Source organism: Sphingobacterium sp. CZ-2 (assembly GCF_004526235.1).
Taxonomy (GTDB): domain Bacteria; phylum Bacteroidota; class Bacteroidia; order Sphingobacteriales; family Sphingobacteriaceae; genus Sphingobacterium; species Sphingobacterium tenebrionis.
This window is the reverse complement of sequence record NZ_CP038159.1, coordinates 2,253,753-2,278,137: the sequence shown is the minus strand read 5'-3', so window position 1 is coordinate 2,278,137 and position 24,385 is coordinate 2,253,753. Positions and strand designations below refer to the sequence as shown.

Annotated in this window: 25 protein-coding genes and 1 tRNA gene; 19 read left to right on the top strand and 7 right to left on the bottom strand. The window is 40.4% G+C overall.

Annotated elements, in window-relative coordinates; all coding sequences use genetic code 11:
* The first annotated feature begins 68 nt into the window (after positions 1-68).
* From E3D81_RS10125 to E3D81_RS10065, 13 genes are all read left to right on the top strand, one after another.
* On the top strand, positions 69-374 hold the full coding sequence (locus E3D81_RS10125) for a DUF4134 domain-containing protein (RefSeq protein WP_002993181.1): 306 nt from the start codon (positions 69-71) through the stop codon (positions 372-374).
* A gap of 11 nt (positions 375-385) precedes the next feature.
* A complete protein-coding gene (locus E3D81_RS10120) occupies positions 386-718 on the top strand; it encodes a DUF4133 domain-containing protein (protein WP_002993179.1) in 333 nt (110 codons plus the stop codon).
* The gene (locus E3D81_RS10115; protein WP_002993178.1) at positions 715-3,216 is read left to right on the top strand and encodes a TraG family conjugative transposon ATPase; all 2,502 of its coding nucleotides are present in this window, start codon (positions 715-717) and stop codon (positions 3,214-3,216) included. Before E3D81_RS10120 ends, E3D81_RS10115 begins: the two co-directional genes overlap by 4 nt.
* A 27-nt stretch (positions 3,217-3,243) precedes the next feature.
* The gene (locus E3D81_RS10110; protein ID WP_002993177.1) at positions 3,244-3,876 is read left to right on the top strand and encodes a DUF4141 domain-containing protein; all 633 of its coding nucleotides are present in this window, start codon (positions 3,244-3,246) and stop codon (positions 3,874-3,876) included.
* A gap of 3 nt (positions 3,877-3,879) precedes the next feature.
* Positions 3,880-4,875: a conjugative transposon protein TraJ gene (traJ, locus tag E3D81_RS10105; protein WP_002993175.1), complete on the top strand. Its 996-nt coding sequence runs from the start codon at positions 3,880-3,882 to the stop codon at positions 4,873-4,875.
* A 20-nt stretch (positions 4,876-4,895) separates the two neighbouring features.
* Entirely contained in the window at positions 4,896-5,519 is a 624-nt protein-coding gene (gene traK, locus E3D81_RS10100; protein ID WP_002993173.1) for a conjugative transposon protein TraK, read from the top strand.
* 10 nt (positions 5,520-5,529) lie between these two features.
* Complete coding sequence (locus tag E3D81_RS10095; protein ID WP_094280382.1) at positions 5,530-5,958, top strand: hypothetical protein; 429 nt, start codon at positions 5,530-5,532, stop codon at positions 5,956-5,958.
* Positions 5,959-5,975: 17 nt separating this feature from the next.
* A complete protein-coding gene (locus tag E3D81_RS10090) occupies positions 5,976-6,260 on the top strand; it encodes a hypothetical protein (RefSeq protein WP_002993171.1) in 285 nt (94 codons plus the stop codon).
* Positions 6,247-7,593, top strand: a complete 1,347-nt coding sequence (traM, locus tag E3D81_RS10085; RefSeq protein WP_002993170.1) for a conjugative transposon protein TraM — start codon at positions 6,247-6,249, stop codon at positions 7,591-7,593. The genes E3D81_RS10090 and traM overlap by 14 nt, the downstream gene beginning before the upstream one ends.
* A gap of 24 nt (positions 7,594-7,617) precedes the next feature.
* Positions 7,618-8,511, top strand: a complete 894-nt coding sequence (gene traN, locus E3D81_RS10080) for a conjugative transposon protein TraN (protein WP_002993169.1) — start codon at positions 7,618-7,620, stop codon at positions 8,509-8,511.
* A gap of 27 nt (positions 8,512-8,538) precedes the next feature.
* Complete coding sequence (locus E3D81_RS10075; protein WP_002993168.1) at positions 8,539-9,099, top strand: conjugal transfer protein TraO; 561 nt, start codon at positions 8,539-8,541, stop codon at positions 9,097-9,099.
* An 11-nt stretch (positions 9,100-9,110) separates the two neighbouring features.
* Positions 9,111-9,560 (top strand): DUF3872 domain-containing protein, encoded by a 450-nt coding sequence (locus tag E3D81_RS10070; RefSeq protein ID WP_002993167.1) that lies wholly within the window; start codon positions 9,111-9,113, stop codon positions 9,558-9,560.
* A 121-nt stretch (positions 9,561-9,681) separates the two neighbouring features.
* The gene (locus E3D81_RS10065; protein WP_099372366.1) at positions 9,682-9,963 is read left to right on the top strand and encodes a molybdenum ABC transporter permease; all 282 of its coding nucleotides are present in this window, start codon (positions 9,682-9,684) and stop codon (positions 9,961-9,963) included.
* Positions 9,964-10,022: 59 nt separating this feature from the next.
* On the opposite strand, the gene E3D81_RS10060 is transcribed toward E3D81_RS10065, so the two are convergent.
* From E3D81_RS10060 to E3D81_RS10050, 4 genes are all read right to left on the bottom strand, one after another.
* Positions 10,023-11,408 (bottom strand): hypothetical protein, encoded by a 1,386-nt coding sequence (locus tag E3D81_RS10060; protein WP_245153191.1) that lies wholly within the window; start codon positions 11,406-11,408, stop codon positions 10,023-10,025.
* A gap of 47 nt (positions 11,409-11,455) precedes the next feature.
* Complete coding sequence (locus tag E3D81_RS10055; RefSeq protein ID WP_209023051.1) at positions 11,456-12,259, bottom strand: IS3 family transposase; 804 nt, start codon at positions 12,257-12,259, stop codon at positions 11,456-11,458.
* A gap of 20 nt (positions 12,260-12,279) precedes the next feature.
* Positions 12,280-12,546, bottom strand: a complete 267-nt coding sequence (locus E3D81_RS17385; RefSeq protein ID WP_185218669.1) for a transposase — start codon at positions 12,544-12,546, stop codon at positions 12,280-12,282.
* A gap of 266 nt (positions 12,547-12,812) precedes the next feature.
* On the bottom strand, positions 12,813-14,468 hold the full coding sequence (locus E3D81_RS10050; protein WP_134777324.1) for an ATP-dependent nuclease: 1,656 nt from the start codon (positions 14,466-14,468) through the stop codon (positions 12,813-12,815).
* A gap of 375 nt (positions 14,469-14,843) precedes the next feature.
* Between E3D81_RS10050 and E3D81_RS10045 the strand changes: the two genes are divergently transcribed.
* On the top strand, positions 14,844-15,704 hold the full coding sequence (locus E3D81_RS10045) for a tyrosine-type recombinase/integrase (protein WP_207895682.1): 861 nt from the start codon (positions 14,844-14,846) through the stop codon (positions 15,702-15,704).
* The gene (locus E3D81_RS10040) at positions 15,683-16,780 is read left to right on the top strand and encodes an IS91 family transposase (protein ID WP_134777323.1); all 1,098 of its coding nucleotides are present in this window, start codon (positions 15,683-15,685) and stop codon (positions 16,778-16,780) included. Before E3D81_RS10045 ends, E3D81_RS10040 begins: the two co-directional genes overlap by 22 nt.
* A gap of 249 nt (positions 16,781-17,029) precedes the next feature.
* Here E3D81_RS10040 and E3D81_RS10035 read toward each other — a convergent pair whose 3' ends face one another.
* The gene (locus E3D81_RS10035) at positions 17,030-17,719 is read right to left on the bottom strand and encodes a TlpA family protein disulfide reductase (RefSeq protein WP_167554273.1); all 690 of its coding nucleotides are present in this window, start codon (positions 17,717-17,719) and stop codon (positions 17,030-17,032) included.
* A gap of 225 nt (positions 17,720-17,944) precedes the next feature.
* Between E3D81_RS10035 and E3D81_RS10030 the strand changes: the two genes are divergently transcribed.
* Positions 17,945-18,784, top strand: coding sequence for a tyrosine-type recombinase/integrase (locus tag E3D81_RS10030; RefSeq protein ID WP_134777321.1), 840 nt, complete (start codon positions 17,945-17,947; stop codon positions 18,782-18,784).
* A gap of 132 nt (positions 18,785-18,916) precedes the next feature.
* Here the strand turns inward: E3D81_RS10030 and E3D81_RS10025 are convergent.
* A tRNA-Pro gene (locus E3D81_RS10025) sits at positions 18,917-18,990 on the bottom strand.
* A 305-nt stretch (positions 18,991-19,295) separates the two neighbouring features.
* Here E3D81_RS10025 and rplS point away from each other — a divergent pair.
* Entirely contained in the window at positions 19,296-19,640 is a 345-nt protein-coding gene (gene rplS, locus E3D81_RS10020; protein ID WP_099367218.1) for a 50S ribosomal protein L19, read from the top strand.
* Between the two features lie 97 nt (positions 19,641-19,737).
* Here rplS and E3D81_RS10015 read toward each other — a convergent pair whose 3' ends face one another.
* Positions 19,738-20,727: a potassium channel beta subunit family protein gene (locus E3D81_RS10015; protein ID WP_134777320.1), complete on the bottom strand. Its 990-nt coding sequence runs from the start codon at positions 20,725-20,727 to the stop codon at positions 19,738-19,740.
* Between the two features lie 135 nt (positions 20,728-20,862).
* Between E3D81_RS10015 and E3D81_RS10010 the strand changes: the two genes are divergently transcribed.
* Both E3D81_RS10010 and yidC read left to right on the top strand, forming a co-directional pair.
* Complete coding sequence (locus tag E3D81_RS10010; RefSeq protein WP_134777319.1) at positions 20,863-22,473, top strand: CTP synthase; 1,611 nt, start codon at positions 20,863-20,865, stop codon at positions 22,471-22,473.
* A gap of 36 nt (positions 22,474-22,509) precedes the next feature.
* Positions 22,510-24,336, top strand: coding sequence for a membrane protein insertase YidC (gene yidC / locus E3D81_RS10005; protein WP_134777318.1), 1,827 nt, complete (start codon positions 22,510-22,512; stop codon positions 24,334-24,336).
* The last annotated feature ends 49 nt before the right edge of the window (positions 24,337-24,385 follow it).

Here is a 24,385-nt window from a genome sequence, read left to right as displayed (position 1 = left end):
CTAAAACACCTTTGTCCCGAAAGTCCGCAAGGTGCGGGATAACAGTAACAAATTAATGTGTTTCAATTATGAAAAAACAAAGTAAAAAAGTTTTGCTGGCAGCCGTAGCAATGCTGTCAGGAATGGGTGCGTTCGCACAGGGAAACGGGTCGGCAGGTATCAACGAGGCTACCCAAATGGTAACGTCTTATTTCGACCCTGCCACCCAACTCATTTATGCGATTGGGGCGGTTGTCGGCTTAATCGGAGGTGTTAAGGTGTACAACAAATTCAGCTCGGGCGACCCCGACACATCGAAGACGGCGGCTTCGTGGTTCGGTGCGTGTATCTTCCTGATTGTTGCGGCTACTATCCTGCGTTCATTCTTCCTGTAAACCTCTGCCTTATGAACAGTTATAACATTAACAAAGGCATTGGCAGGACAGTGGAATTTAAAGGGCTGAAAGCCCAATACCTGTTCATATTCGCTGGTGGTCTGCTCGGTACGCTCATCTTCGTGATGATATTGTATATGGCTGGCGTAAGTAATTACGTCTGCCTGTTTCTCGGAGCTGGCGGTGCTTCGCTCATTGTATGGCAGACCTTTTCGCTGAACCGAAAGTACAGAGAACACGGACTAATGAAAGTAGGTGCGAGAAAACGACACCCTCGCTACATTATTTGTCGTAAGCCTGTACGCAGGTATTTAAAATTCACTCCTAAACCGAAAGCCGTATGAGAAATGTAGCCAAAACAACCACATTGGAACATAAGTTTCCACTCTTGGCAGTAGAAAACAACTGTATCCTGTCCAAAGATGCGGACATAACCGCCTGTTTTGAAGTACGATTGCCTGAGCTGTTTACGGTAGCATCGGCTGAATACGAAGCTATTCACTCCGCCTGGCATAAGGCGATTAAGACATTACCCGATTTTACAGTCATTCACAAGCAAGATTGGTATATCAAAGAAAGCTACACTCCCGATTTGGCACAGGAAGACCAGAGTTTTCTTTCCAAAAGCTATCAACGGCATTTCAACGAACGACCATTCCTGAACCATTATTGCTACCTGTTCCTGACAAAAACGACCAAGAACAGAATGCGTATGCAAAGCAATTTCAGTTCGCTTTGCAAGGGTACGCTTATTCCAAAGGAAATCAATAAGGAAACGATACATCAATTTATGGAAGCGGTCGCACAGTTTGAACGTATCGTGAATGATAGCGGTTTTGTAAACCTGCGACGTTTGACCGAAGACGACATCATCGGAACAGACGAAAAACAGGGATTGCTGGAACAATACCTTACACTTTCGAGAGAAGCCGGAACACCAATGCAGGACATCGCATTAGGAGCGGAAGAAGTGCGTATCGGCAACAAAAGGCTGTCTTTGCACACCTTGTCCGATACGGACGACCTGCCTGCAACTGTTTCGGCTGATACCCGCTTTGAAAAGCTATCTACCGACCGGAGCGACTGCCGTTTGTCGTTTGCTGCACCCGTAGGGTTGTTATTGAGCTGTAACCACATTTACAATCAGTACCTATTCTTGGATAACAGCGAGGACAACCTGCAAAAGTTTGAGAAATCTGCCCGTAATATGCACTCTTTAGCCCGTTATAGTCGGGCGAACCAAATCAATAAGGAGTGGATTGAGAAGTATCTGAACGAAGCACACAGCTTCGGGCTATCTTCTGTAAGAGCACACTTCAATATTATGGCTTGGTCGGAAGACCCTGCGGAACTCAAACAGCTAAAGAACGATTGCGGTAGTGCGTTGGCACTAATGGAGTGTAAGCCCCGCCACAACACGACAGACGTTGCCACATTGTATTGGGCTGCAATGCCAGGCAATGCTGGCGATTTTCCGAGTGAGGAAAGTTTCTATACGTTTATAGAACCTGCCTTGTGCTTCTTTGCAGAAGAAACGAATTACCACAATTCGCCCTCTCCGTTCGGTATCAAAATGGCGGACAGGCTTACAGGAAAACCAATCCATTTGGATATTTCCGATTTGCCGATGAAACGTGGGATTATCACGAACAGAAACAAGTTCATACTTGGTCCGTCAGGTTCGGGAAAATCTTTCTTCACTAACCATATGGTACGCCAATATCACGAACAGGGTGCTCACGTTCTACTCGTAGATACGGGTAACAGTTATCAGGGATTATGCGAACTCATCAAAGGAAAAACCAAAGGCGAAGACGGTGTTTACTTCACGTACACCGAAGATAACCCGATTGCGTTCAATCCCTTTTATACCGATGACGGCGTGTTCGACATCGAAAAGCGGGAAAGTATCAAAACTCTGATACTCACTCTTTGGAAACGGGACGATGAACCGCCGACAAGGTCGGAAGAAGTAGCATTGTCCAATGCTGTTTCCGGTTACATCGAACGTATCAAACAAGATGATACTTATCCGTCATTTAACGGCTTCTATGAGTATGTAAAAGACGACTACCGCAAAGTATTGGAGGAGAAACAAGTCAGGGAAAAAGATTTTGACATTGCCAATTTCCTGAATGTTCTCGAACCCTATTACAAAGGAGGAGAATACGATTATTTGCTCAACTCCGATAAGCAGTTAGACCTTCTTTCCAAACGCTTTATCGTGTTTGAAATTGATGCGATAAAAGACCACAAAATCCTCTTTCCCATAGTCACGATTATCATTATGGAGGTGTTCATTAACAAAATGCGCCGACTGAAAGGTATTCGCAAACTTATCCTGATTGAAGAGGCTTGGAAAGCGATTGCAAAAGAGGGAATGGCAGAATACATCAAGTATTTGTTCAAAACCGTGCGTAAGTTTTTCGGAGAAGCCATTGTCGTAACACAGGAGGTCGATGATATCATCCAGTCGCCCATTGTGAAAGAAAGTATCATCAATAACTCCGACTGTAAAATCCTTTTAGACCAACGCAAGTATATGAACAAGTTTGATGATATACAGGCAATGTTGGGGCTTACCGACAAAGAAAAAGGTCAGGTACTTTCCATCAATATGAACAACGATGCAAGCCGCTTGTACAAAGAGGTTTGGATTGGTTTAGGTGGTACGCACTCGGCAGTCTATGCCACCGAAGTTAGTTTGGAGGAATACCTCGCCTACACCACAGAGGAAACCGAAAAGATGGAAGTGATGCAGCTTGCTGCGGAACTCGATGGTAACGTAGAACTCGCTATTAAGCATATCGCAATGCAACGGCGGGACAATTCAAATCAATAGTCATTAACAATTTAAAAAATCAGAACAATGAAAAAAGTAATGTATCTGGTGTGTACGGCACTGATGCTCGCCGTAGCACCGTCAGCAAAAGCCCAATGGGTTGTAACCGACCCCGCTAATTTGGCTTCAGGGATTATCAACAGTGCGAATGAAATCATACAGACTTCTTCCACCGTGAGTAATGTGATAAAGAACTTCAACGAAGTAAAGAAAGTGTACGACCAGGGCAAGGAGTATTACGACAAGCTGAAAGCTATCAACAACCTTGTAAAAGATGCCCGTAAGGTGCAGCAAACCGTACTCTTGGTGGGCGATGTGTCCGAAATGTACGTGCAGAACTTCGGCAAGATGATGAACGACCCCAATTTTTCGCCACAGGAATTGGTCGCTATTGGCAACGGTTATTCGGCACTGCTCAATGAAAGTACCGAACTGCTGAAAGAACTAAAGCAGATTGTAACCTCTTCAAGCCTTTCGCTGAATGACAAAGAGCGTATGGACATTATTGACCGTGTGTACAAAGAGGTAAAGGATTACCACAGCCTTGTACGCTACTACACCACTAAGAACATTTCTGTGAGCTACCTAAGAGCGAAAAAGAAAAACGATGCCCAAAGAGTGCTTGAACTCTACGGAACTGCTAACCAAAAATACTGGTAAACTATGGAATGGGATAATCTTCACGAACTCCTGCGATCGCTTTATGACGATATGATGCCGCTTGCAGGCGATATGGCGGCAGTAGCTAAGGGTTTGGCGGGATTGGGAGCATTGTTCTATGTAGCATTAAAGGTTTGGCAGGCTTTAAGCCGTGCCGAACCTATTGATATGTTCCCTCTGCTGCGCCCGTTCGCTTTGGGGCTGTGCATTATGTTCTTCCCGACTATCGTACTGGGAACCATCAATGCAGTGTTAAGCCCGGTGGTTGTAGGAACCCACCAAATACTCGAAGACCAGGTGATTGACCTGAACAAGCTGCAACAGCAGAAAGACCAGTTGGAATATGAGGCAATGGTCAGAAATCCTGAAACTGCCTATATGGTATCAGACGAAGAGTTTGATAAGAAACTGGACGAACTGGGTTGGTCGCCGTCCGACATTGGTACAATGGCGGGTATGTATATGGACAGGCAAGCCTACAAGATTGAAAAGGCGATAAAGGACTGGTTTCGCAATCTATTGGAAATACTCTTTCAGGCGGCGGCTTTGGTCATTGATACCATACGAACGTTTTTCCTGATAGTCCTCTCCATACTCGGACCAATAGCCTTTGCTATTTCCGTATGGGACGGCTTTCAGTCCACGCTCACGCAATGGCTCACGAGGTATGTAAGCGTTTACCTGTGGCTTCCCGTTTCGGATTTGTTCAGCTCAATGTTGGCAAGAATACAATCCCTCATTTTAGAACGGGATATAGCAATGCTTGCCGACCCCACCTACATTCCTGATACGAGCAATACCGTGTACATCATTTTTATGATTATCGGCATCATCGGGTACTTCACTATACCGACAGTAACAGGTTGGGTAATCCAAGCCGGAGGCGCAGGGAACTTTACCCGCAATGTAAACTCCACGGCAATGAAAGCCGGAAATATCGCCGGAGCAGGCGCAGGTTCGACAGTTGGAAACATCGGCGGTAAACTGATGAATAAATAAACAATTAATCATTCTAAAAAATGGAATTTAAAACGCTAAGAAATATCGAAAACAGCTTTAGGCAGATAAGGTTATATGCCATTGTGTTTGCGGTTCTCTGCACCAGTGTGGTAGGATACGCCGTATGGCGTTCCTACCGCTTTGCAGAAGAACAACGCCAAAAAATCTATGTACTGGATAATGGTAAATCCCTGATGCTTGCCTTGTCGCAGGATGCAAGCATCAACCGCCCGGTTGAAGCAAGGGAACACGTCAGACGTTTCCACGAACTGTTCTTTACGCTTGCCCCCGACAAGAATGCTATTGAAAGCAATATGAGCAGGGCATTCAACCTTGCCGATAAAAGTGCTTTTGATTACTACAAAGACTTATCGGAAAAGGGCTATTACAGCAGGATTATTTCGGGGAACGTGCAACAACGCATAGAGGTAGATAGTGTCGTGTGCAACTTCGACAACTACCCGTATGCAGTGCGCACCTATGCCAAACAGTTCATCATCCGGTCAAGCAATGTAACCAGACGTAACCTGATTACTTCCTGCTATCTCGTTAACTCCGTTCGCTCTGACAACAACCCGCAAGGTTTCAATATTGAAAAATTTGCAGTCGTGGAAAACAGGGATATCGAAGTCATCGAACGCTAAAAACAATCTTATGGAAGCATTATCAGATTTAAAAACGTTCGCAAAAATCCTTACAGACAAAGGATATAACGGCTATTTCCATACGCAGGGTGCGTATGCCAGAAAGCTGAAAGACAGTATCAGCGAATTCCTCAAAAGCTGCCAAAAAGGTGCAGACAATTTACCTAAACAGGATTTATTTCTGACAGGCTACCTACAATGGTCGGGTGATGACAAGCCCCGTGTAGAATGCAGTATGTGGGTAAAATACCTGAATGGCAAATTTTCGCTTAGCCGTATGGAAATAGCCAAGAAAGACGGCTTCGGGCAGTTGCTTAAAAAATCAGAACTGGCAAACCTGTCCGTCATATCTGCACCCAAATTAACGGAAGCGGTCGCACTGGTCAACGATGAGCCAAAGCAACAGGCGGGTAAAAGTCCTAAGCGTTTCAAGCTGTAACAACAAATAGTAAGGCTATGAAAAAATTAAGAGCAAATATGGACAGGTACTTTGACCGGCTCGATGAACGTTGGCGGGCGTTGCCTTTGCGCAAACAGCGCCAATATACGCTGTACTTCTTTGTGGTTTACCTACTGCTCACCGTAGTGGTCATTGGCAAAGTGATGTACGACACCTCAAAGTCAGGTAACAATATGGTCATTAAACATATTGAGAACCCTGTCCTTAAAAATGGAAATCCTGCAAGGTTGCCGGATAGTGTATCAACAATTTTAAAAAATCAGATTTATGAAAGAAAATGAGAACAAAAAATCGGTTGTTCGGGTAACGGAGGGGAACCCGAATGAAACTGCTGATGTGTTGCAAGACGGCGCACAGAACAAAGCCGACAAACTCAAAAAGCCACTTATATTCCTTTTAATGGGAGTGGTATTTCTCGGCTGTATGTACCTGATATTTAAACCGTCGAAAGACAAAAAGGCGGTGGAGAACATCGGATTAAACGATGCCGTACCACAGGCTACCGGGGCAGGAATGCCTGCCGATAAAGGCAAGGCGTATGAACAGGAAATGCTCGAACGCAAAGAGCAGGAAAAGCGCAATGCACTGACCACGCTTTCTGATTATTGGAATACTGAAGACAGTGCATCTGCTGACAATGAAGAAGGTTTACCTGAACAAGATGAAGAAAGCAACGGCTTTGGCGGTGGCGGCAGAAATTCGGGAAGAAACGGTAATCATGGATTGAACAGCTACAGAAATATGCAAAGCACATTGGGTTCATTCTATCAGGATAATAATTCTGAAACAATGGAACTCCGCAGGCAACTGGACGAAATGAAAGAAAAGCTGGCCGAGAAAGATGTGCCACCTGTGGCCACCGTTGACGACCAACTCAAATTAATGGAGAAATCCTATGAAATGGCTGCAAAGTATCTTCCGCAAAATGCTAACACCGGAAATGCTGCTCCTGCCAACGGTGCAACTACTGGGGCTGCGGGTGCTAACCAAAAAGAGCAATTTGTATCGTTCACACCAACAAGAAAGAACATTGTATCAGCCTTGTACCGTGAACCGTCGGACAGTGCCTTTGCAGCCGATTGGAGCCAAACAAAAAGCCGCGGGTTCTATACCGCAGGTTCTACTGAAGAGGTAGTACAGCCTAAAAACAGCATCAAAGCCTGTGTAAACGAAGCCCAGACAGTAGTTGGCGAAACGGGTGTGCGCTTACGACTATTAGAGCCTGCTAAAACCCCGCAACGTACCATTCCCAAAGGAACAATTGTAACGGCTAATGCAAAATTTCAGAATGGCAGGCTACAATTAAAAGTTACCTCCGTAGAACTGGAGGGCAACATCATTCCGGTAGATATAATCATTTACGATTTGGACGGGCAGCAAGGCTTGTACGTTCCGTATTCGCCGGAAATGAATGCACTTACCGAAATGGCGGCCAATATGAGCCAGACAGGGGGAACAAGCGTAATGCTCACGCAGAATGCCGGACAGCAGGTAGCGGCTGATTTAAGCCGTGGCGTGGTACAGGGTATCTCAGGCTATTTCGCCAAGAAAGTAAGAACGCCAAAGGTTACACTGAAAGCGGGCTATCAGGTCTTTCTTGTATCTAAAAAATAATGTTGAACTCAAATAAATAAAACAATGAAAAATCATTTAAAAACCTTTTGGGCTTTTGCCCTGATACTCGGCTTTGCCGTAAACTCTTACGCACAGGACACCATCAGAACGCCGCTTGCCCTGGGCAAGATAGAACCGTACCGTATGGAAGTAACTTACGATAAAACTTCGCACTTGATTTTCCCGACCGCCATTCGTTATGTGGACTTGGGCAGCGAATACCTGATAGCAGGAAAAGCCGAAGATGCAGAAAACGTGTTGCGTGTGAAAGCATCTGTAAGGGACTTTGAGCCTGAAACCAATTTTTCCGTTATCACGAATGACGGTCGTTTTTACAACTTCAACGTGTATTACAGTTCCTACCCGGCGGCAATGAGCTATGACCTGCTCACGATGCAGAAAGCGGTAGATAAAGCCAATGGTAACGATGTGCTTTTTGAAGAATTGGGCAACAATTCGCCCTCGCTGGCAGGCTTGCTACTGGAAACCATTTACAAGAAAGACAAACGCATTGTAAAGCATATTGGAGCTAAGAGCTTCGGCATTCAGTTTATGCTCAAAGGCATTTACATCCACAACGGCAAATACTATTTGCATACGGAATTGAGAAACCGTACCAATGTGCCATTTCAGATTGATTTTGTGAATTTCAAGGTAGTGGATAAAAAGGTAGCCAAACGTACCGTAGTACAGGAACGTCCGATGATACCGCTACGCACTTACAAACCATTGGACGAGATCGGTGGAAAAACCATCGAGCAAAACGTGTTCATGTTAGACCAATTTACCATTGCTGATGACAAGGTATTACTGATTGAGATTTTCGAGAAAAACGGTGGCAGGCATCAAACACTTCAGATAGAAAACTCTGATTTAATCAAGGCTCGTTTGATTAACGATATGCACCTGAAATTTTAATAACCCTTTAAATAAGATAGCAATAAAATGAAAAAGTATATCTATACCGTGATGCTTGTTTTAATGGGCATCACAATGGCACAGGCACAACGAATGCTGCCTAAACAGAAAGGCTTGGAAATAAGCACAGGCGTATTATCCAATGATAAGATTGGCAATGATTATTACATCAGTGTAGCGATGACTGTAAATGGTAAAAACGGCAATTACCAGCTTTGGGCATTGGAATATACACACCAATACCACGACTATAAAGACCTGCGCATACCGCAGGAAAGTTATAGTGCCGAAGGCGGTTACAGTTTCTACTTGTTGGGCGATGCCCGAAAAAACATCACGCTGAATTTAGGAATAACAGGCGTAGTCGGTTATGAAAGCATTAACCGGGGCGAAGCTATGTTGTATGACGGATCGAAGATACTGAGCGAGGACAATTTTATCTACGGAGCTGGTGGACGGCTCACATTTGAAACGTACCTGTCCGACCGATTTGTATTAGTCCTGCAAGGGCGTACAAAAGTCCTTTGGGGTAAAGACTTAGAACAGTTCCGACCGTCCGTAGGTATGGGATTAAGGTTTAACTTTTAAAACAGAAAACAATGATAGCAATATTCAATAATTTCAGAATAGGATTACTGCCGATATATGTATTCCTGGCAATCCTCACAGCTTCGGTTACGTTGGTATCTTGTAGCAAAGATGATGAACTCGAAATACAAAAGGACTTTCCTTTTGAGGTCAAAGTGATGCCAGTGCCTAAATATGTTGCCAACGGCCAGACGGTAGAGATCCGCATTACAATACAGCGAACTGGAAATTATAGCAGCACGCAATATTTCCTTCGCTACTTCCAGTTTGACGGAAAGGGCACACTTAGGTATTACGATGAGCCGCCGTACCTACCTAATGATCTGTATGAGTTACCAACCGAGCAGTTCCGTTTGTACTATACTTCGGCATCTGCAGTATCTCAATCCTTTGAGGTTTGGATTTCGGATAACTTCGGGAACGAAAAGCAGATAACTTTTCAGTTTAACAGTAGTGATTAATACAGCATGTCAATTCATAAAAAACGGCTTATTGGATTGGTAAGCCGTTTTTGTATTGAATACGCATCGTTCAGGGGCTAAACAAATATTTTTTTGTAAATTCAAATAGTGGAAATAAACTATGGTTGCATCACTCGTTATAGGTATCATATTTTTGGTTGCAGGCTTGGTACTTCGTTACTGGATTAACCGTAGAAAGTTTTACAGGCGCAGCTCTATGGGAACTGAGGGGTTCTCATCTTATGAAAGTTCGATTTTCATTAAATTGATTGAAAAGGTTGGCAAATGGATAGCTTATGCGTTGATTATATTTGGGCTGTTGTCGTTATGGGTTTATTCCCTTGAAAAAAAGGAAAAACAGCAGCCTGACGTAACAACCGAACAACCTGCCCAACGCAGATAATTATTACAGAATTTTAAAAGCAAATCGGATAGCCCAAAAGGTTATCCGATTTTTTATGACTACAAATCCGTACAAATAAAAGAAGAGAGCCTTAACGGCAAATATATTTCATCTGGGCTATGTTTTATATAATCTTCTTTAACATCATCCCACATAAAGCCTGGTCTAACTAGCGTAAAGTCATTTATTTTATTTACTGATTGAACATAGCTGTAACCCCACGGAGATTTGTAAATAATTTGACCTTGAACTGCCAGTGTATCGAAGTTTTTTTCTGCAAGTTGCTTCATAACTTTTTTAAATGCTGGACAAACTTTGTAATAAAACACCATCAGATTCTGTTCAAGTCCTTTGGTTCGCTGTTTTAGGTCAGAAATTCTAAGATTGATTTTAATTTGCAAATCATCAAAATTATTTTCAAAATCATCAATATTTTTCCACCCTAAATAATGAAGCGTGTTTAGAAGCATTGAAAAAAAGTAATGCATCTCGCCATCTTTCCAATAATTGTTTATCAGGCAAACAATCGTGTTTACAAGTGCATCGGCTTTTAATTCCTCAACTTTCTTTTTTGTATAATCAAATTCGTATTCTTTAAAGCCTGTTCTTGCCAACATTAAAAAGTCGCCTATTAAGTTTAAACAACAACCTTTCACATTATTGTTGTCATAATTGTTGCTAAACGGAAGATAGCTAAAGAAATGTTGCTTTTCTTGCTCGTCGTATTTTTCTGTTTTGCCTCCATATTCAAGTATCAGCTCAAGCGTTATCAAATATTTGGTTAAGTCTGTTAATGTGGGTTTATAGTTTTGGGGTCTATTGTTACCATAAAGAAGTTCTTGCTGATTATAATACAGATTATCAAAATAGCTTGTCAATTTTCTTTTTTCAGACTTTAGCAACGCAAAAGAAAGATTACGAACTATTTTTACTTCGTTTTTCTCATTGCCATCAATGTTACCTAAATTTTCTTCCTGTTCATCAATGCTAATATCAATCTGTCTGTTTATGGACAGAGATTTTGAGTGAATGAATTTTAAAACATCTAAAACCCGAAGCGAAAGAGAAGAAAGCAAAAGACTTTTCTCATACGCAGAATGCTCAATTGGTTTGTAAGAAGAAAGGTCATACAGCTTTTCGGGCTCGTTGTTTCCGTCTCTTTTTGCATCTGTAGTTTTACGGCTATTCAGAATACTTGCACTTTCTTCGTTTTCCGTTTCATCAATTATCGCATAATGCAACAAGTCGAGAACTTTGCTTAGTTCTCCATTTTGGATTTCGCTGTAAATCCTTTCTATGTCTTCAGTTTTAGGATTTGGATGGGTTTTGGCAAGATGAAAATAATCAGACACCAAAAGTTTGTTTGATACAAATTCATCCTCCATATTAGCCAATTGAACTGTAACCCTCCCTATTTTCGGACTGGCATCCAGGCGAGTTTTCAAATTTAAAAATAGTTGTTATCAATAGGTCAATCTTTTTTAAAGTTGACCTATTGATAACATGCCGCCGGCAGGGCATCGTATTCCATTGGTGTCTTTCCTCCCAATGACTCATGTGGTCTTTTGTAGTTGTAATCCTGAATCCATTCTTCTGCAAGTATCTGTACTTGCTGTGTATCTTCAAAGAGGTAGGCATCCAGGATACTTTCCCGAAATGTGCGGTTGAAACGTTCAATGTAACCGTTTTGCATCGGCCTGCCTGGTTGAATGTACTGTATCTCTATTTCTTTGCCAGCACACCAATCTCGAAATTCCCTACTGATAAATTCAGGGCCGTTATCCGTACGGAAACGTGAAGGTTTTCCCTGCTCTTTTATGATGCGATCCAATAGATAGGTTACGTTGTTTGCTGGCATACTGTGCGCAACTTCAATAGCGATGGCCCGCCTGTTAAAGTCATCAATGATGTTCAGGGTCCTGAACTTGCGCTTATTGGTCAGTACGTCGCTCATAAAGTCCAGAGACCATGTTTTAAGCGGCCTTTCTGGAATCGATAACGGTTGCTTTACCCGGGCTGGAAGTCGTCTCCTGGTCTTTCTGCGACGGTTCATCCCCAAGAGTTGATACACCCTGCGGATTCGTTTGTAGTTCCACTTCAGTCCCTCATGTCGAATACGTGAATAGTAAAGGTCCTGTCCTTCGGTTGGATACCGATCGGCCAGCTCTCGGAGCTTCGCTATCGTTTCGCTGTCGTCCTTCCTGTTCCTGTAATAATACATCGACTTCGGCAGGTTGACAACCTTGCAGGCCCTGCTGATGCTGATCTGGTGCATAGAAATAACATAAGCAGCCATATCCTTGCGCTGGCAGGGCCTTAGAACTTTTTTGATAGTACGTCCTTGAGGATCTTGTGGTCCAGGGCGAGGTCCGCATACATCTGCTTGAGACGGCGGTTCTCTTCCTCCAGTTCCTTCATACGGCGCAGCTCTTGGCTGTCCATCCCGGAATACTTCTTCTTCCAAGTGTAAAAGGTTGCTTGGTGGACACCCAACTCCCTGCAGATGTCCGAAGTGCTTTTACCCGATTCATGTTGCTTGATCGCAGAAACAATCTGGCTCTCGCTGATTCTTGTCTTTTTCATTGTACTGTTCTAAGTTACGAATTTTCGCGTTTCAGACAGTCCGAATTTTCGGGAGGGTTACATGACGCACAAGGTTTCGGGGCTTGGCGTCAGTGGCGGAAATTGAACCGAAAAGTTTCAATTTAGCGACACTGTAAGCAAAAGCCAATTAATTGAATAAATTTAAGAAAAAAGTCAATATAATTGGCTTTTTGCGGAATAAAATGCCGAAACTATAATTTTAGCTTTAACCCGCCATTGCGCCAAACCCATGTTATGTGCTTGCATTATTGTAGAGCTAAGTCCCAACATCTAATTAAAGCTTGATGACATAGATGTAAATCTGTTTCAAATTGTTCTTGCGTGATGTTTTCTCCAACGTGTTTCGCTAATTGCTTTTTCTTCTTTCCTGTAATTATTTTATCTCCATTTGCATTAGTAGCGTCTAAATCAGCTTGAGTTTTTCTCCAATTTGTATATGTAGGACAAACTTGGTCAGGATAAATTTGTTCAATATCCCTATGTGATAATATATGAAGTTGAGTATTCTCGACTAAATGTCTATAAGTTTGTTTAAAATGGTTTACGCCACCTTCTGTTTGTGCAGAGGGACAATCTAATAATAACACTACACGATTTTGATATATGCTTGAACCTAATGGAATAAATAATTTTTCAATTGCATTTATTGTTCTTTCAGCTTGGTCAATGTCACCGTTTGCTTTTATAATTTGAATAGCAGGTTGATCAGCATAAAATCTTCTAATTACTCTCGTTAACAATTCAAATTCAGTTAATCCTTCAACAATTAGGAAATTTTTGGGTAGAAGTAAATCAGATGGACTTCCTCCTAACAGTTCAAAAATAATATAGGGTTTTTCAAACTCGTTTACGACTTCAATTTCAGTTTCACCACTATTTTTCTCAACTTTCATAATTGACTGATTTGGATAATTATCCGCTACAAAAACAGATGAATGTGTATTTATAAAAACTTGGTCTGTTTCTTGTGAAAGAGCGTGGAGCACATTTTTAAGTTTTCTTTGTGCAGTTGGATGAAGATGTAACTCTGCCTCATCTATAAAAAATAGGAATGACTTTCCAACATCTTCGTTTTGTTTTCTATAGTCTGCATAAGCTTGTATAATAGCAAGCATTAAAGCTCGTTGCATTCCATCTCCTTTTTCTTCTGCAGATGTTTCTACACCATCGTCAATTGATGTTGAAAAACTTTTAAGTAAATCATCAAATTGAGGTGGAGTAACTTCAAACTTAACTTTTGTTGTATCAGGAAATTGCTTTTCTAAATGAATTTTTACACTATTACCGATATTTACGAATTCTTGTTTAATTGCAGAATCATCATCTTCAAATAGTTCAGCAAATTTAGCCTGAAATGCTTGATATTGTAGATTTCCTTGTAGAATAGTATTTAAAACTCCAGAAAGCATAATGCCTATAGGTGTAGTCTTTGAATATTTTGCTACAGCATCATAATATTGTTTGGTGCTTATATACTCAAATTTTGGAAGAAAATCGTTTAATGCAGCATCGAATCCTGTCCCAGGTTGTACCTCATTGCCATTAACAAACATCTTTCTTTTATTAGGAATATTGCTTGTTCTTTGAAAAACTACAACATCTGAGCCATTTAGTGCATTTTCAATTTTTGTCTTATTTGCTTGATTTTGCATTAATGAAGCGCCGTTTTGTGCTTCTATAAATTCTATTTCAACAAGAATTTCATTGTGAGAATTTCTTTTATACTTAAGTTCGTTAATGTTTGAACCTCTTCCTAAGCCATTAAAGAAGAATTCTATTGCTTCAAAAAAATTTGTTTTACCACAATTGTTTTGTCCTACAAAAATATTGAAATCTGTTGTTGTGAATTCAGTTTCTTTAATTGAACGAAAGTTTTCAATTTTAATTCGACTTATTTTCATTGGTTAATGAGTTTTTTGGGAAATGCTTGCACATAACGGAAAGGGGCTTTGCGAGGTGCGGGCTACTGCAACCGAGATTTCAAGAGGTGACCGAATGCTAGCAAAAACCATTTTCATTTTTTCAAATTTACAAAAAAAAATGAAATGGTTTTTTGCGGGTACTGCCTACAAATTTTCTGAGATTATATTCAACCCCGCATCTTGCAAAACCCATGTTGAACTAAACCTCCGGTAGCCTTTCTATCGTCTATAAATCATAGCTTTATAGGTGAATTAAATATACTATTATGGTAACAAAAAAAAGAACCGGAGGATTTACGGTACAATAAATTTCTCCATCGCGCCTGTCGTGAAGTTACAGGATTCGAATCACTGTTGCAACGATTTGAGCGTAATATTTCAGTCTTAGGCCGTAGTAAACGTACCTTCGAATGCTATAGCCGTCATGTGGCTGCGATGGCATTACATTTTGGATGTCTTCCCACTGAGATAGATGCTGAACAAGTTCAAGACTACCTTTATCACTTGCAGCAAAGAAGCAAAAGTCCATCTCAAACGTATTTTAAGCACACTGTCTATGGTCTTCGATTTCTATTAAAAACCGAAAATCTTCCGTACGACCATCTTCATCTCCCGTCTATTTCCAAAGAGAAAAAGCTTCCTGTTATCTTGAGTCGGGAAGAGATTTGGCGTATGCTTCAACAAGCGGATTTACTTAAACATCGTTTATTGATTGGATTAATTTATGGCTGTGGTCTGCGTTGTATGGAAGTACGTAATCTAGCCTTAAAACATCTTGATTTTGATCGTAAGCTCCTTCATATTGTTCAAAGTAAAGGCAAAAAAGACCGCTATGTTCCACTTTCTGAGCACCTTATTAGAGGGTTAAAAAGTTATATTTCAGCAGAACATCCTACTACCTTTTTATTCACAGGCAATAGCAAAGAAGGCAAAGGTTTTGATTCGCGTTATAGCCAGCGTGGCGTTCAATGGGTTGTCAAAACCGTTTGTAAAAAGGCCGGCATCCTCAAGGAGGTACATACCCATACGCTACGGCACAGCTATGCTACGCATTTGTTAGAAGATGGTGTGAATATTCTACAAGTTCAAAAGCTTCTGGGGCATGAACGGGTGGAGAGTACGATGGAATACCTTCATGTTTGTCAGTTAGCCCAACAAAAAGTCCATAGTCCTCTTGATATCGTTTTTTCTTTATGCAGCCGCACTGGGAAGTAGCCGATGTGCTAGGAAAAGTAGATTTATCCCATCAAAACTTTACGGTTCACCAAGAGAAAACACTAAGAGCTTTAACATTATGTAGAACAGCCGCTTTGGGAGGTCATGTTGATGCATGTGATTCTTGTGGGAACATAAGTATTAGTTACAACAGTTGTCGAAATCGTCATTGTCCGAAATGTCAAGGTCATAAACGTGAAGAATGGATTCAAGCTCGAGAGCAAGATTTATTGCCTTGTTCGTACTATCATTTGGTTTTCACTTTGCCCGATACGCTTAATGGTTTGGCCATCTCACATCCGCATATCATTTACCGCCTGTTGTTTGAAACCACTTGGTCTACCTTATCACAGTTTGGTAAAACCAAAGGATTACAATCGGGTATGATTTCCATTCTGCACACTTGGGGACAAAATCTGAGTTTACATCCGCATTTGCACTGTATTGTTCCAGGTGGAGGTATCGATGAAAATGGGAAGTGGAGAGGTAAAATTAAAGCTGATAAATATATGTTTTCAGTGCTAGCATTGAGTAAAGTCTTTCGGGCTAAATATGTGGCGTTATTGCGTAAAGAGAAACTCACCAACTCTGCTATTAACCAGAGTTTGTTTGAAAAGAATTGGGTAGTGTATGCTAAACGACCATTTGGTGGCCCCAAGCAAGTGATAGAATACTTAGGACGGTATACACATAAGGTAGCTATCAGTAATCATCGGATAAAAAGCGTAAGCCATCAAGAAGTTACGATTAACTACAAAGACTATAAAGATGGAAGTAAAACCAAGGAACTGAAGTTGAAACATGAAGAATTTGCCCGACGATTTAGCTTGCACATTTTGCCGCGCAGATTTGTTCGTATTCGTCATTACGGTATTTTAAGTAGCCGCTGGAAACGAGGTAAGCTTCAGCAATTACAAGATACGTTAAAAATTACTAGACCCGAAAAAGCAGCCAAAATGCAAAATCTTAAATGTCGCTGTTGTCATGAAGGAAACTTGGTTACGATATTGATTTTTGGAAAGAGAGGTCCACCAAAAGATTACCTTCTTGACCATAAACTTGTCCCTGTAAATTAGCTTTTATGGGTAAGGGAACTTGTGTTCAGAAGTGATGGTAATCAGTATAATGAACTGATTACTAATAGTTAAAACCATAAAAAACAAAAAAGCAGGCCTCCACCTGCTTAAATATCTTCTAACCTAAAAATGAAAACTCCATAAAGATAGGTATCCAGTAACCGGTTCCGTTCAACGGGCTTTCATCTCGAGCCCTACGGGCAAGACGAAAGCTTAGTTATTACCTGCAGTCGTTTTTTTATTGTTAATTTATATTTCAAGTAAATTATCTAAAATTAATTCTATATCATCTTGAAAATCTGATATTTCTCCGTAAACATATTTTAGATTTCCATTTTTATCTAGAATTAGATTTGTTGGGTATGAAGAGTATTTCAGATTGTCAATTTCTTTCTTTGAATTTGTTATATGTTGGAAATTGATATTTTTTTTCTTCAAAAAATCATCTACTGATTTTTTATTTTCATATGTTATTGCTATAAAGTTAACTTTATCTCCATACTTTTCTTTTAAGTTATTCATCATTGGTATTTCTTCAATACAAGGTAAACACCTTGTGAACCAAAAATTAATGAATGTTGGCTTTCCTTTTAGGTAATTTTTAGAAAATTGTTTTTGTTTGGAATTTTTGAAGTTTTCAATTGGGAAATGCTTTCCAATTAATTTCTTTGGTTCTGAATAAGGGTCAAAATAATTGTTTTTATCATCACGCATTAATATCGTTATTCTTGTGGTGTTAATTATGGAGTCGTTTTTTATTTCGCGTTTTAAAATAATTTCCTCAACCTTTCCATTTTTTGAAGCATTTTGTTTTACAGTAGAATATTGTTCTTCTGTCAAAATTTTGCCATTTTTCATTTTGTAATAATTTGTTTGAGCAAAATTTTTTGAATAAATCAAAACTAATAATGTAGTTAATAAAAATTTTAAATAATTCATATTCATCAATTTATAATTGTTTTTGCGGTTTTTTTGGATACGATTGCAGGTAACATTTCTTTTTCACGAAACTAATATACAAAAATATTCGCTAATCCATCTCTATAGACGAATTGCGTGTCACAAGCATTAAATATAATACAATACGCTATTATTTAACCGTTTAATTAATTTAAAAATCATAAATAGCGAAACAAATCTTATTATTTCATAGTTATTGTAAATATGGAAAGCGAAGTTATATTGAAAACATTTCAAACAAAATTGAATACACAGAGATATGCCAAGAATACTATTAAGTCATATATGGACTATGCTAGCCTATTTTTGAAGCATCTCAATGAATATCCATCCTTAAAAGATGTGCCTGTGAGAGCTATAGAATCTTTCATCAATGAAAAAGTTCAAAAAGAGCAGATCAGTGTTTCCTATCAGAAAGGTTTAGTTGGGGCTATTAAGAAGCTATACGAATTGACACTTAACCAAAAGGTTCAGCTCGATTACTTATATCCCAAAAGATCGTTTTCTAAACTGCCCAAATTCTTTTCCAAAGAAGAAATTCGACAATTAATAGATAGTACCAACAATATTAAGCATAGAGCGATATTAATGACCATTTATAGCTGTGGCTTACGCCTAAGCGAATTGCTGAACCTCAAGATAGAAGATATACGATCTTCTGAAAAGATTATCCGAATCAACCAAAGCAAAGGCAACAAAGACCGGATTGTATCCTTACCAGATAAATTACTGGATATTTTAAGAGATTATTATTTGGTTTATAAGCCTACAAACTACCTTTTTGAAGGAGAAAAAGGAAATCGATACAGTGAACGTAGCGTGCAACTTGTATTGAAAAAATCATTAGCTAACGCGAAAATAAAAACCGAAGGCACAGTACATACATTACGTCATTCGTACGCTACACATTTAATTCAATCTGGTATTGATGTCCGAATTGTTCAGGAACTGCTCGGTCATGAAAACATAAAAACAACCATGATCTATACACACATTACCGATATTGATAAAAAGCGCACCCCTAGTCCACTTGATTTTTTATAAATTCTCCAAAAAAGCTTGACACGCATGATTTTATACAACCTATTCTGTCTTAATATTGAGCTGAGAAACAAATATATTCTGTCCGAAATAAGTCCGAAAATAGCAAAAGCCACTGATTATCAGTGGCTTTTGTCGGGGTGGCAGGATTCGAACCTACGACCTCCACATCCCAAATGTGGCGCGATACCGGGCTACGCTACACCCCGAAAAGGTATCACCTTTGTTTTGTGTGGCACAAATATACGGGGATTTTTATTCTTGTCAAGGCTTTTTTATAAAATTTTTATAACAAGCTCATTTATTGATTTTTAATTTTAACGGAGATCAATTTCCAATTCTCCATCCAATTATTTTAAATTACCTATAAAAATTGCCATAAAAATCCTTACTTTTGCATCCATTGAATAAAAAGGAAAATATTTTAAAAAAGTATTTCCATATATAAAAATAAAGCTGTAATATTGCATTCCGATTTTTACAGGTTAAATATCGTTATTAATTACTCAGAATCATGGATTTAGTAAAATTTGTAGAAGAACAAGCGGTAGTAAAAAATGAAAATCCCGCTTTCAAAGCAGGAGATACCATCAGCGTTCATTATAAAATTCGCGAAGGAAATAAAGAGCGTGTTCAGGTTTACCAAGGTGTGGTAATTCAGTTAAACAGTGAAGGTGTTAATTCAACATTTACCGTGCGTAAAATCTCAAACGGTGTGGGTGTTGAGCGTATTTTCCCTGTTAACTCTCCTAACATTGAAAAAATTGAAGTAAACAGCATTGGTAAAGTTCGTCGTGCGAAGTTATTCTATCTTCGTGGATTGACTGGAAAAGCTGCTCGTATCAAATCAAAAAGATAATCGAGAAAATTTCTTCAAAAAAGATATTTTAGGGCTTGGCATTTGCGAAGCCCTAATTTTTTATTTCTGAGCATGATCGTTTAACTTCTGATCAGGATTAATTCCTGATCACGATGGGTTTGGTCCCCATAATCTCATCGATCTTTTCTTTCACTTCCGCTGTCATTAGAGGCAACACCTCCAAAGCTTTCAGATTCTCGATCAATTGATCAACTTTCGTTGCTCCCAATATGGCGGTGGTAACATTTGGATTAGAAATACACCAAGCAATGGAAAGGGTTGGCAAGGAAACACCCAGTTCCTGCGCGAACTTTTCCAAATCCCGAACCCTAGCGATTTTCTCTTCGACCAGCGCCCGATCCTTCAGCCATTCATAATCATTTAGTGACATCCTTGAGCCTTCCGGAATACCGTTATTGTATTTACCGGTCAGGATGCCCGAAGCCAAAGGACTCCAGATGGTGGTTCCCATTCCCACATTCCGGAATATAGGCGCATAATCCACCTCGATTTTTCGTCTATTGAATAGATTATACTCCGGTTGTTCTACAGCAGGACCTTCAAGCCCCAGATCCTTGGCCACCATATGTGCTTCCATAATTTCTGCAGCTGTCCATTCACTGGTCCCCCAATAGAAAATCTTTCCCTGCTGGATCAAGGTGTTCATCGTACGCACTACCTCCTCAATAGGTACAGTAGGATCTGCACGGTGGCAATAATAAAGGTCCAAGTATTCCGTCTGCAACCTTTGCAAAGCCTCATCACAGGCTTCCATCAGGTGCTTGCGACTCAAACCATGTTGGTTAGGTTTCTTGCCCTCCCCTTTCCATCCAAAAAAAGCTTTACTGGACAACACATAAGAACTGCGATCCCAATTCAATTTCTTCAATACCCTGCCCATCATCTCCTCCGACTGCCCTGCAGCATACACTTCTGCATTATCAAAGAAATTGACGCCTGCCTCATAAGCTTGCGCCATAAGTCGCTCATTGATATCATCATCTGTTTGTCGGGCAAAAGTTACCCAGGATCCAAAGGAAAGCACACTTAATTGCAATCCTGATTTTCCCATTCTTCTATATTCCATAAATACAATTTGAGAAATAAAGTTAAATGAAATCTCGTGAAAAATAATAAAAAATTCGTACCTTTGTATCCCGTACATAGAGCAGATGACCCGACGTAAAAAGGGTCAGAAAATCTTTAGAAATCCATTTTTGCTATGACTAAATACATCTTTGTTACGGGCGGCGTAACTTCGTCGTTGGGGAAAGGTATTATTGCAGCTTCCCTAGCCAAGCTTCTCCAAGCGCGTGGTTTAAAAGCAACCATCCAGAAATTTGACCCGTACATCAACATCGATCCAGGAACATTAAATCCATACGAACATGGCGAATGCTATGTGACGGAGGATGGGGCTGAGACTGACCTTGACTTAGGTCACTATGAGCGGTTCCTGAACGTTCCAACCTCCCAGGCGAACAACGTTACTACTGGCCGTATCTACAGCCACGTGATCGAGCAAGAACGTGCCGGTGCTTACCTTGGTAAAACCGTGCAGGTCGTTCCACACATCACCGACGAAATCAAACGTCGGATGTTACTTCTTGGTGAAACTGGTGAATACGATATCGTGATCACCGAACTTGGAGGTACTGTGGGTGATATTGAGTCATTACCATTTATCGAAGCGGTAAGACAATTACGTTGGGAGTTGGGCAATAACGACTCACTGGTAATCCACCTTACTTTGGTTCCTTATCTGGCAGCAGCTGGTGAGTTGAAAACCAAGCCTACACAACATTCTGTAAAGACCTTATTGGAATATGGTGTTCAACCGGATATCCTGGTTTGTCGTACCGAACACAAACTGAATAATGATATCCGCAAGAAATTAGCCTTATTCTGCAATGTGAACATCAATGCGGTGATCGAATCCATCGATGCACCTACCATTTACGATGTTCCATTGAATATGCTGAAAGAGCAATTGGACAAAACGGTATTGGCCAAATTGAAACTTTCGACCAAAAATGAACCGGATTTAGAGAACTGGAAAGCATTTTTAGGAAGACTTAAAAACCCAACCGACGAGGTAAACATCGGATTGGTGGGTAAATATGTGGAATTACCTGATGCCTATAAATCCATCGCGGAAGCATTCATCCACGCTGGCGCAACCAATGAAACGAAAGTAAAAGTAAAATATATCGCTGCAGAAAGCGTGAACCAAGAAAATGTAGCCGAAAAACTGAAAGGTCTTGATGGTGTTTTGGTAGCTCCTGGATTCGGCGAACGCGGGCTGGAAGGAAAATTGGAAACCATCCGTTACGTTCGTGAAAACAAGATCCCTTTCTTTGGTATCTGTTTGGGAATGCAATGTTCCGTAATCGAGTTTGGAAGAAACGTATTGGGATTGAAGGGGGCGAACAGTTACGAAATGGACGAAAGCACTCCTCATCCGGTGATCAACTTGATGGAAGAGCAGAAAAACATCACCAACATGGGCGGAACCATGCGTTTGGGTGCTTATGATTGTGAGATCAAAAAAGGAACAAAAGCGTATGGCATCTATGGAAAGACCAAAATTTCCGAGAGACACCGTCATCGTTACGAGTTCAACAACGAATACCTAAAAGATTACGAAAAGGCAGGCATGATCGCTTCAGGGTTCAATCCAGAGTCTGGATTGGTGGAAATCGTGGAGTTGAAAGACCATCCTTTTTTCGTTGCTGGACAATTTCACCCAGAATTAAAGTCAACAGTTGTAAATCCTCACCCACTTTTTGTTAGCTTTGTAGCCGCTGCTTTGGCGCACAAGAAAAACAGTTAGTGCAGGATGCCAAGTGTGAATAGTAAACAATAAACAATGGATAGAAATAACATTCTAGGATTTATCTTAATTTTTGCCATCCTTGCCGGGTCCTTCTATTTTCTGAAGCCCTCCCAGGATGAGATCAAAAAGGAGCAACAGCTTCAGGATTCCATCAGTCGTGCAAAGAATGGTCAACAACCACTTGCCGATTCGTTGAAGATCGCTCAAGCTATCCCAACTGTTCCTGATTCTGTATTATTAACCCAACCTTTCGGAGCTTCCTCTGTAGGTACAGAACAAAACATCGTTTTGGAAAACGAACGTTTGATCGTACAGTTGAGTTCAAAAGGTGGTCGCGTAAAGAAGGTCGAGCTTAAGGGCGAAACCAACTTTGACGGATCTAAATTGGTTTTATTTGATGGAGACAACAACCGTTTTGGTTTGGAATTCAATGTTCCAGGGAAAGCGGTAAAAACAAACGATTTATATTTCCAACCGCAAGGGCAAGGCTTTACAGTCGCTGGCTCTGATGCCAAATCGGTAACCCTTCGTTTGAACTATGCTGCCGACAAGTATATTGATTATATCTATACCTTGGCCGGCAATGATTACAACCTGAAATTGGATGTAAAAGCGGTAGGCATGAAAGATGTGATGGACGTGAAATCACAGAGCATGTTGCTGAACTGGCAGACCACACTTTTACAGAAAGAACGGGACGTAAAATCGGAAAGAGAAAAATCAGCGTTATACTATAGGGATGTAGAAGGTGATGTTGACCATCTGTCAGAAACAAGTGATGATGATGAGAAGATGGAAAAAAGCTTGAACTGGATTGCCTTTAAACAGCATTTCTTTTCTTCCGTATTGACCAGCAAAGAAGGCTTGAACAATGCCAATCTGAAATCTACTTTTATGACGGAAGATGGCTATGTGAAGACTTACCAAGCTACTGCGGAATTACCATTAGCAACTGCTGCTGATTCCCAATATGGTTTCAGTTTCTTCTTCGGACCGAACAAATACAAAACCTTAAAAGCTGAAGGAAACGGATTCGACAAGATCATCAATATGGGATGGGGACCAATGAGCTGGATCAATAAGTTCATTACCGTTCCGATCTTTGATTTCTTGGATGGATTCAACATGAACTATGGTATCGTGATCCTGATCTTGACCTTATTCTTGAAATTGATCATGTTCCCATTGACCTACAAATCTTACCAATCGATGGGTAAAATGCGTGTGTTGAAACCACAATTGGACGAGATCAAGGCAAAAGTTGGTGATGACAACCCGATGTTATTACAACAGGAGCAAATGAAGCTGTATAAACAAGCAGGTGTTAATCCATTAGGTGGATGTTTACCGTTGTTATTACAGATGCCATTTACCTTGGCCTTCTTTTTCTTCTTCCCGAACTTATTTGAATTGCGTGGGGAAAGCTTCCTATGGGTGAAAGACCTTTCTACTTATGATGCGCCGATCACCTTCCCTTCTTTGTTCGGATTTATCGACCATATCTCTTTAATGTGTGTATTGATGACGATCACTACCTTATTAACGACTTGGTACAATAATGCAACTACCGCTGGAGCAAATAACCAAATGAAATATATTGGATATTTCATGCCGTTGATTTTCTTCTTTGTATTGAACAGCTTCCCTGCAGGTTTGAACTACTACTATTTCTTATCCGCAGTGCTTACCTTCTTAACACAAGTATTGATTCGTCAATTTGTGAATGATGATAAGATCTTAGCTAAAATCGAAGAGAAGAAAAAGAAACCAGCTTCTGATAAGAAATCATCTTTCCAAACTAAAATGGAAGAAATGATGCGTGCTCAACAAGCAGCTCAACAAAATAAAAACAAGAAATAAGGATACTTATTGGTATTATATAGATAAGGCGTTCCCTTTGGAACGCCTT

What these genes read in the sequence shown, in the direction of transcription:
- E3D81_RS10065 (WP_099372366.1), top strand. Translation starts at nt 9,682, where the DNA reads ATGGTTGCATCACTCGTTATAGGTATCATATTTTTGGTTGCAGGCTTG.
- E3D81_RS10120 (WP_002993179.1), top strand. Translation starts at nt 386, where the DNA reads ATGAACAGTTATAACATTAACAAAGGCATTGGCAGGACAGTGGAATTT.
- rplS (WP_099367218.1), top strand. Translation starts at nt 19,296, where the DNA reads ATGGATTTAGTAAAATTTGTAGAAGAACAAGCGGTAGTAAAAAATGAA.
- traK (WP_002993173.1), top strand. Translation starts at nt 4,896, where the DNA reads ATGGAATTTAAAACGCTAAGAAATATCGAAAACAGCTTTAGGCAGATA.
- E3D81_RS10115 (WP_002993178.1), top strand. Translation starts at nt 715, where the DNA reads ATGAGAAATGTAGCCAAAACAACCACATTGGAACATAAGTTTCCACTC.
- traJ (WP_002993175.1), top strand. Translation starts at nt 3,880, where the DNA reads ATGGAATGGGATAATCTTCACGAACTCCTGCGATCGCTTTATGACGAT.
- E3D81_RS10055 (WP_209023051.1), bottom strand. Translation starts at nt 12,259, where the DNA reads ATGGCTGCTTATGTTATTTCTATGCACCAGATCAGCATCAGCAGGGCC.
- E3D81_RS10070 (WP_002993167.1), top strand. Translation starts at nt 9,111, where the DNA reads ATGATAGCAATATTCAATAATTTCAGAATAGGATTACTGCCGATATAT.
- E3D81_RS10035 (WP_167554273.1), bottom strand. Translation starts at nt 17,719, where the DNA reads ATGAATTATTTAAAATTTTTATTAACTACATTATTAGTTTTGATTTAT.
- yidC (WP_134777318.1), top strand. Translation starts at nt 22,510, where the DNA reads ATGGATAGAAATAACATTCTAGGATTTATCTTAATTTTTGCCATCCTT.
- E3D81_RS10095 (WP_094280382.1), top strand. Translation starts at nt 5,530, where the DNA reads ATGGAAGCATTATCAGATTTAAAAACGTTCGCAAAAATCCTTACAGAC.
- E3D81_RS10040 (WP_134777323.1), top strand. Translation starts at nt 15,683, where the DNA reads ATGCAGCCGCACTGGGAAGTAGCCGATGTGCTAGGAAAAGTAGATTTA.
- traM (WP_002993170.1), top strand. Translation starts at nt 6,247, where the DNA reads ATGAAAGAAAATGAGAACAAAAAATCGGTTGTTCGGGTAACGGAGGGG.
- E3D81_RS10075 (WP_002993168.1), top strand. Translation starts at nt 8,539, where the DNA reads ATGAAAAAGTATATCTATACCGTGATGCTTGTTTTAATGGGCATCACA.
- E3D81_RS10015 (WP_134777320.1), bottom strand. Translation starts at nt 20,727, where the DNA reads ATGGAATATAGAAGAATGGGAAAATCAGGATTGCAATTAAGTGTGCTT.
- E3D81_RS10030 (WP_134777321.1), top strand. Translation starts at nt 17,945, where the DNA reads ATGGAAAGCGAAGTTATATTGAAAACATTTCAAACAAAATTGAATACA.
- E3D81_RS10125 (WP_002993181.1), top strand. Translation starts at nt 69, where the DNA reads ATGAAAAAACAAAGTAAAAAAGTTTTGCTGGCAGCCGTAGCAATGCTG.
- traN (WP_002993169.1), top strand. Translation starts at nt 7,618, where the DNA reads ATGAAAAATCATTTAAAAACCTTTTGGGCTTTTGCCCTGATACTCGGC.
- E3D81_RS10090 (WP_002993171.1), top strand. Translation starts at nt 5,976, where the DNA reads ATGAAAAAATTAAGAGCAAATATGGACAGGTACTTTGACCGGCTCGAT.
- E3D81_RS17385 (WP_185218669.1), bottom strand. Translation starts at nt 12,546, where the DNA reads ATGAAAAAGACAAGAATCAGCGAGAGCCAGATTGTTTCTGCGATCAAG.
- E3D81_RS10050 (WP_134777324.1), bottom strand. Translation starts at nt 14,468, where the DNA reads ATGAAAATAAGTCGAATTAAAATTGAAAACTTTCGTTCAATTAAAGAA.
- E3D81_RS10110 (WP_002993177.1), top strand. Translation starts at nt 3,244, where the DNA reads ATGAAAAAAGTAATGTATCTGGTGTGTACGGCACTGATGCTCGCCGTA.
- E3D81_RS10010 (WP_134777319.1), top strand. Translation starts at nt 20,863, where the DNA reads ATGACTAAATACATCTTTGTTACGGGCGGCGTAACTTCGTCGTTGGGG.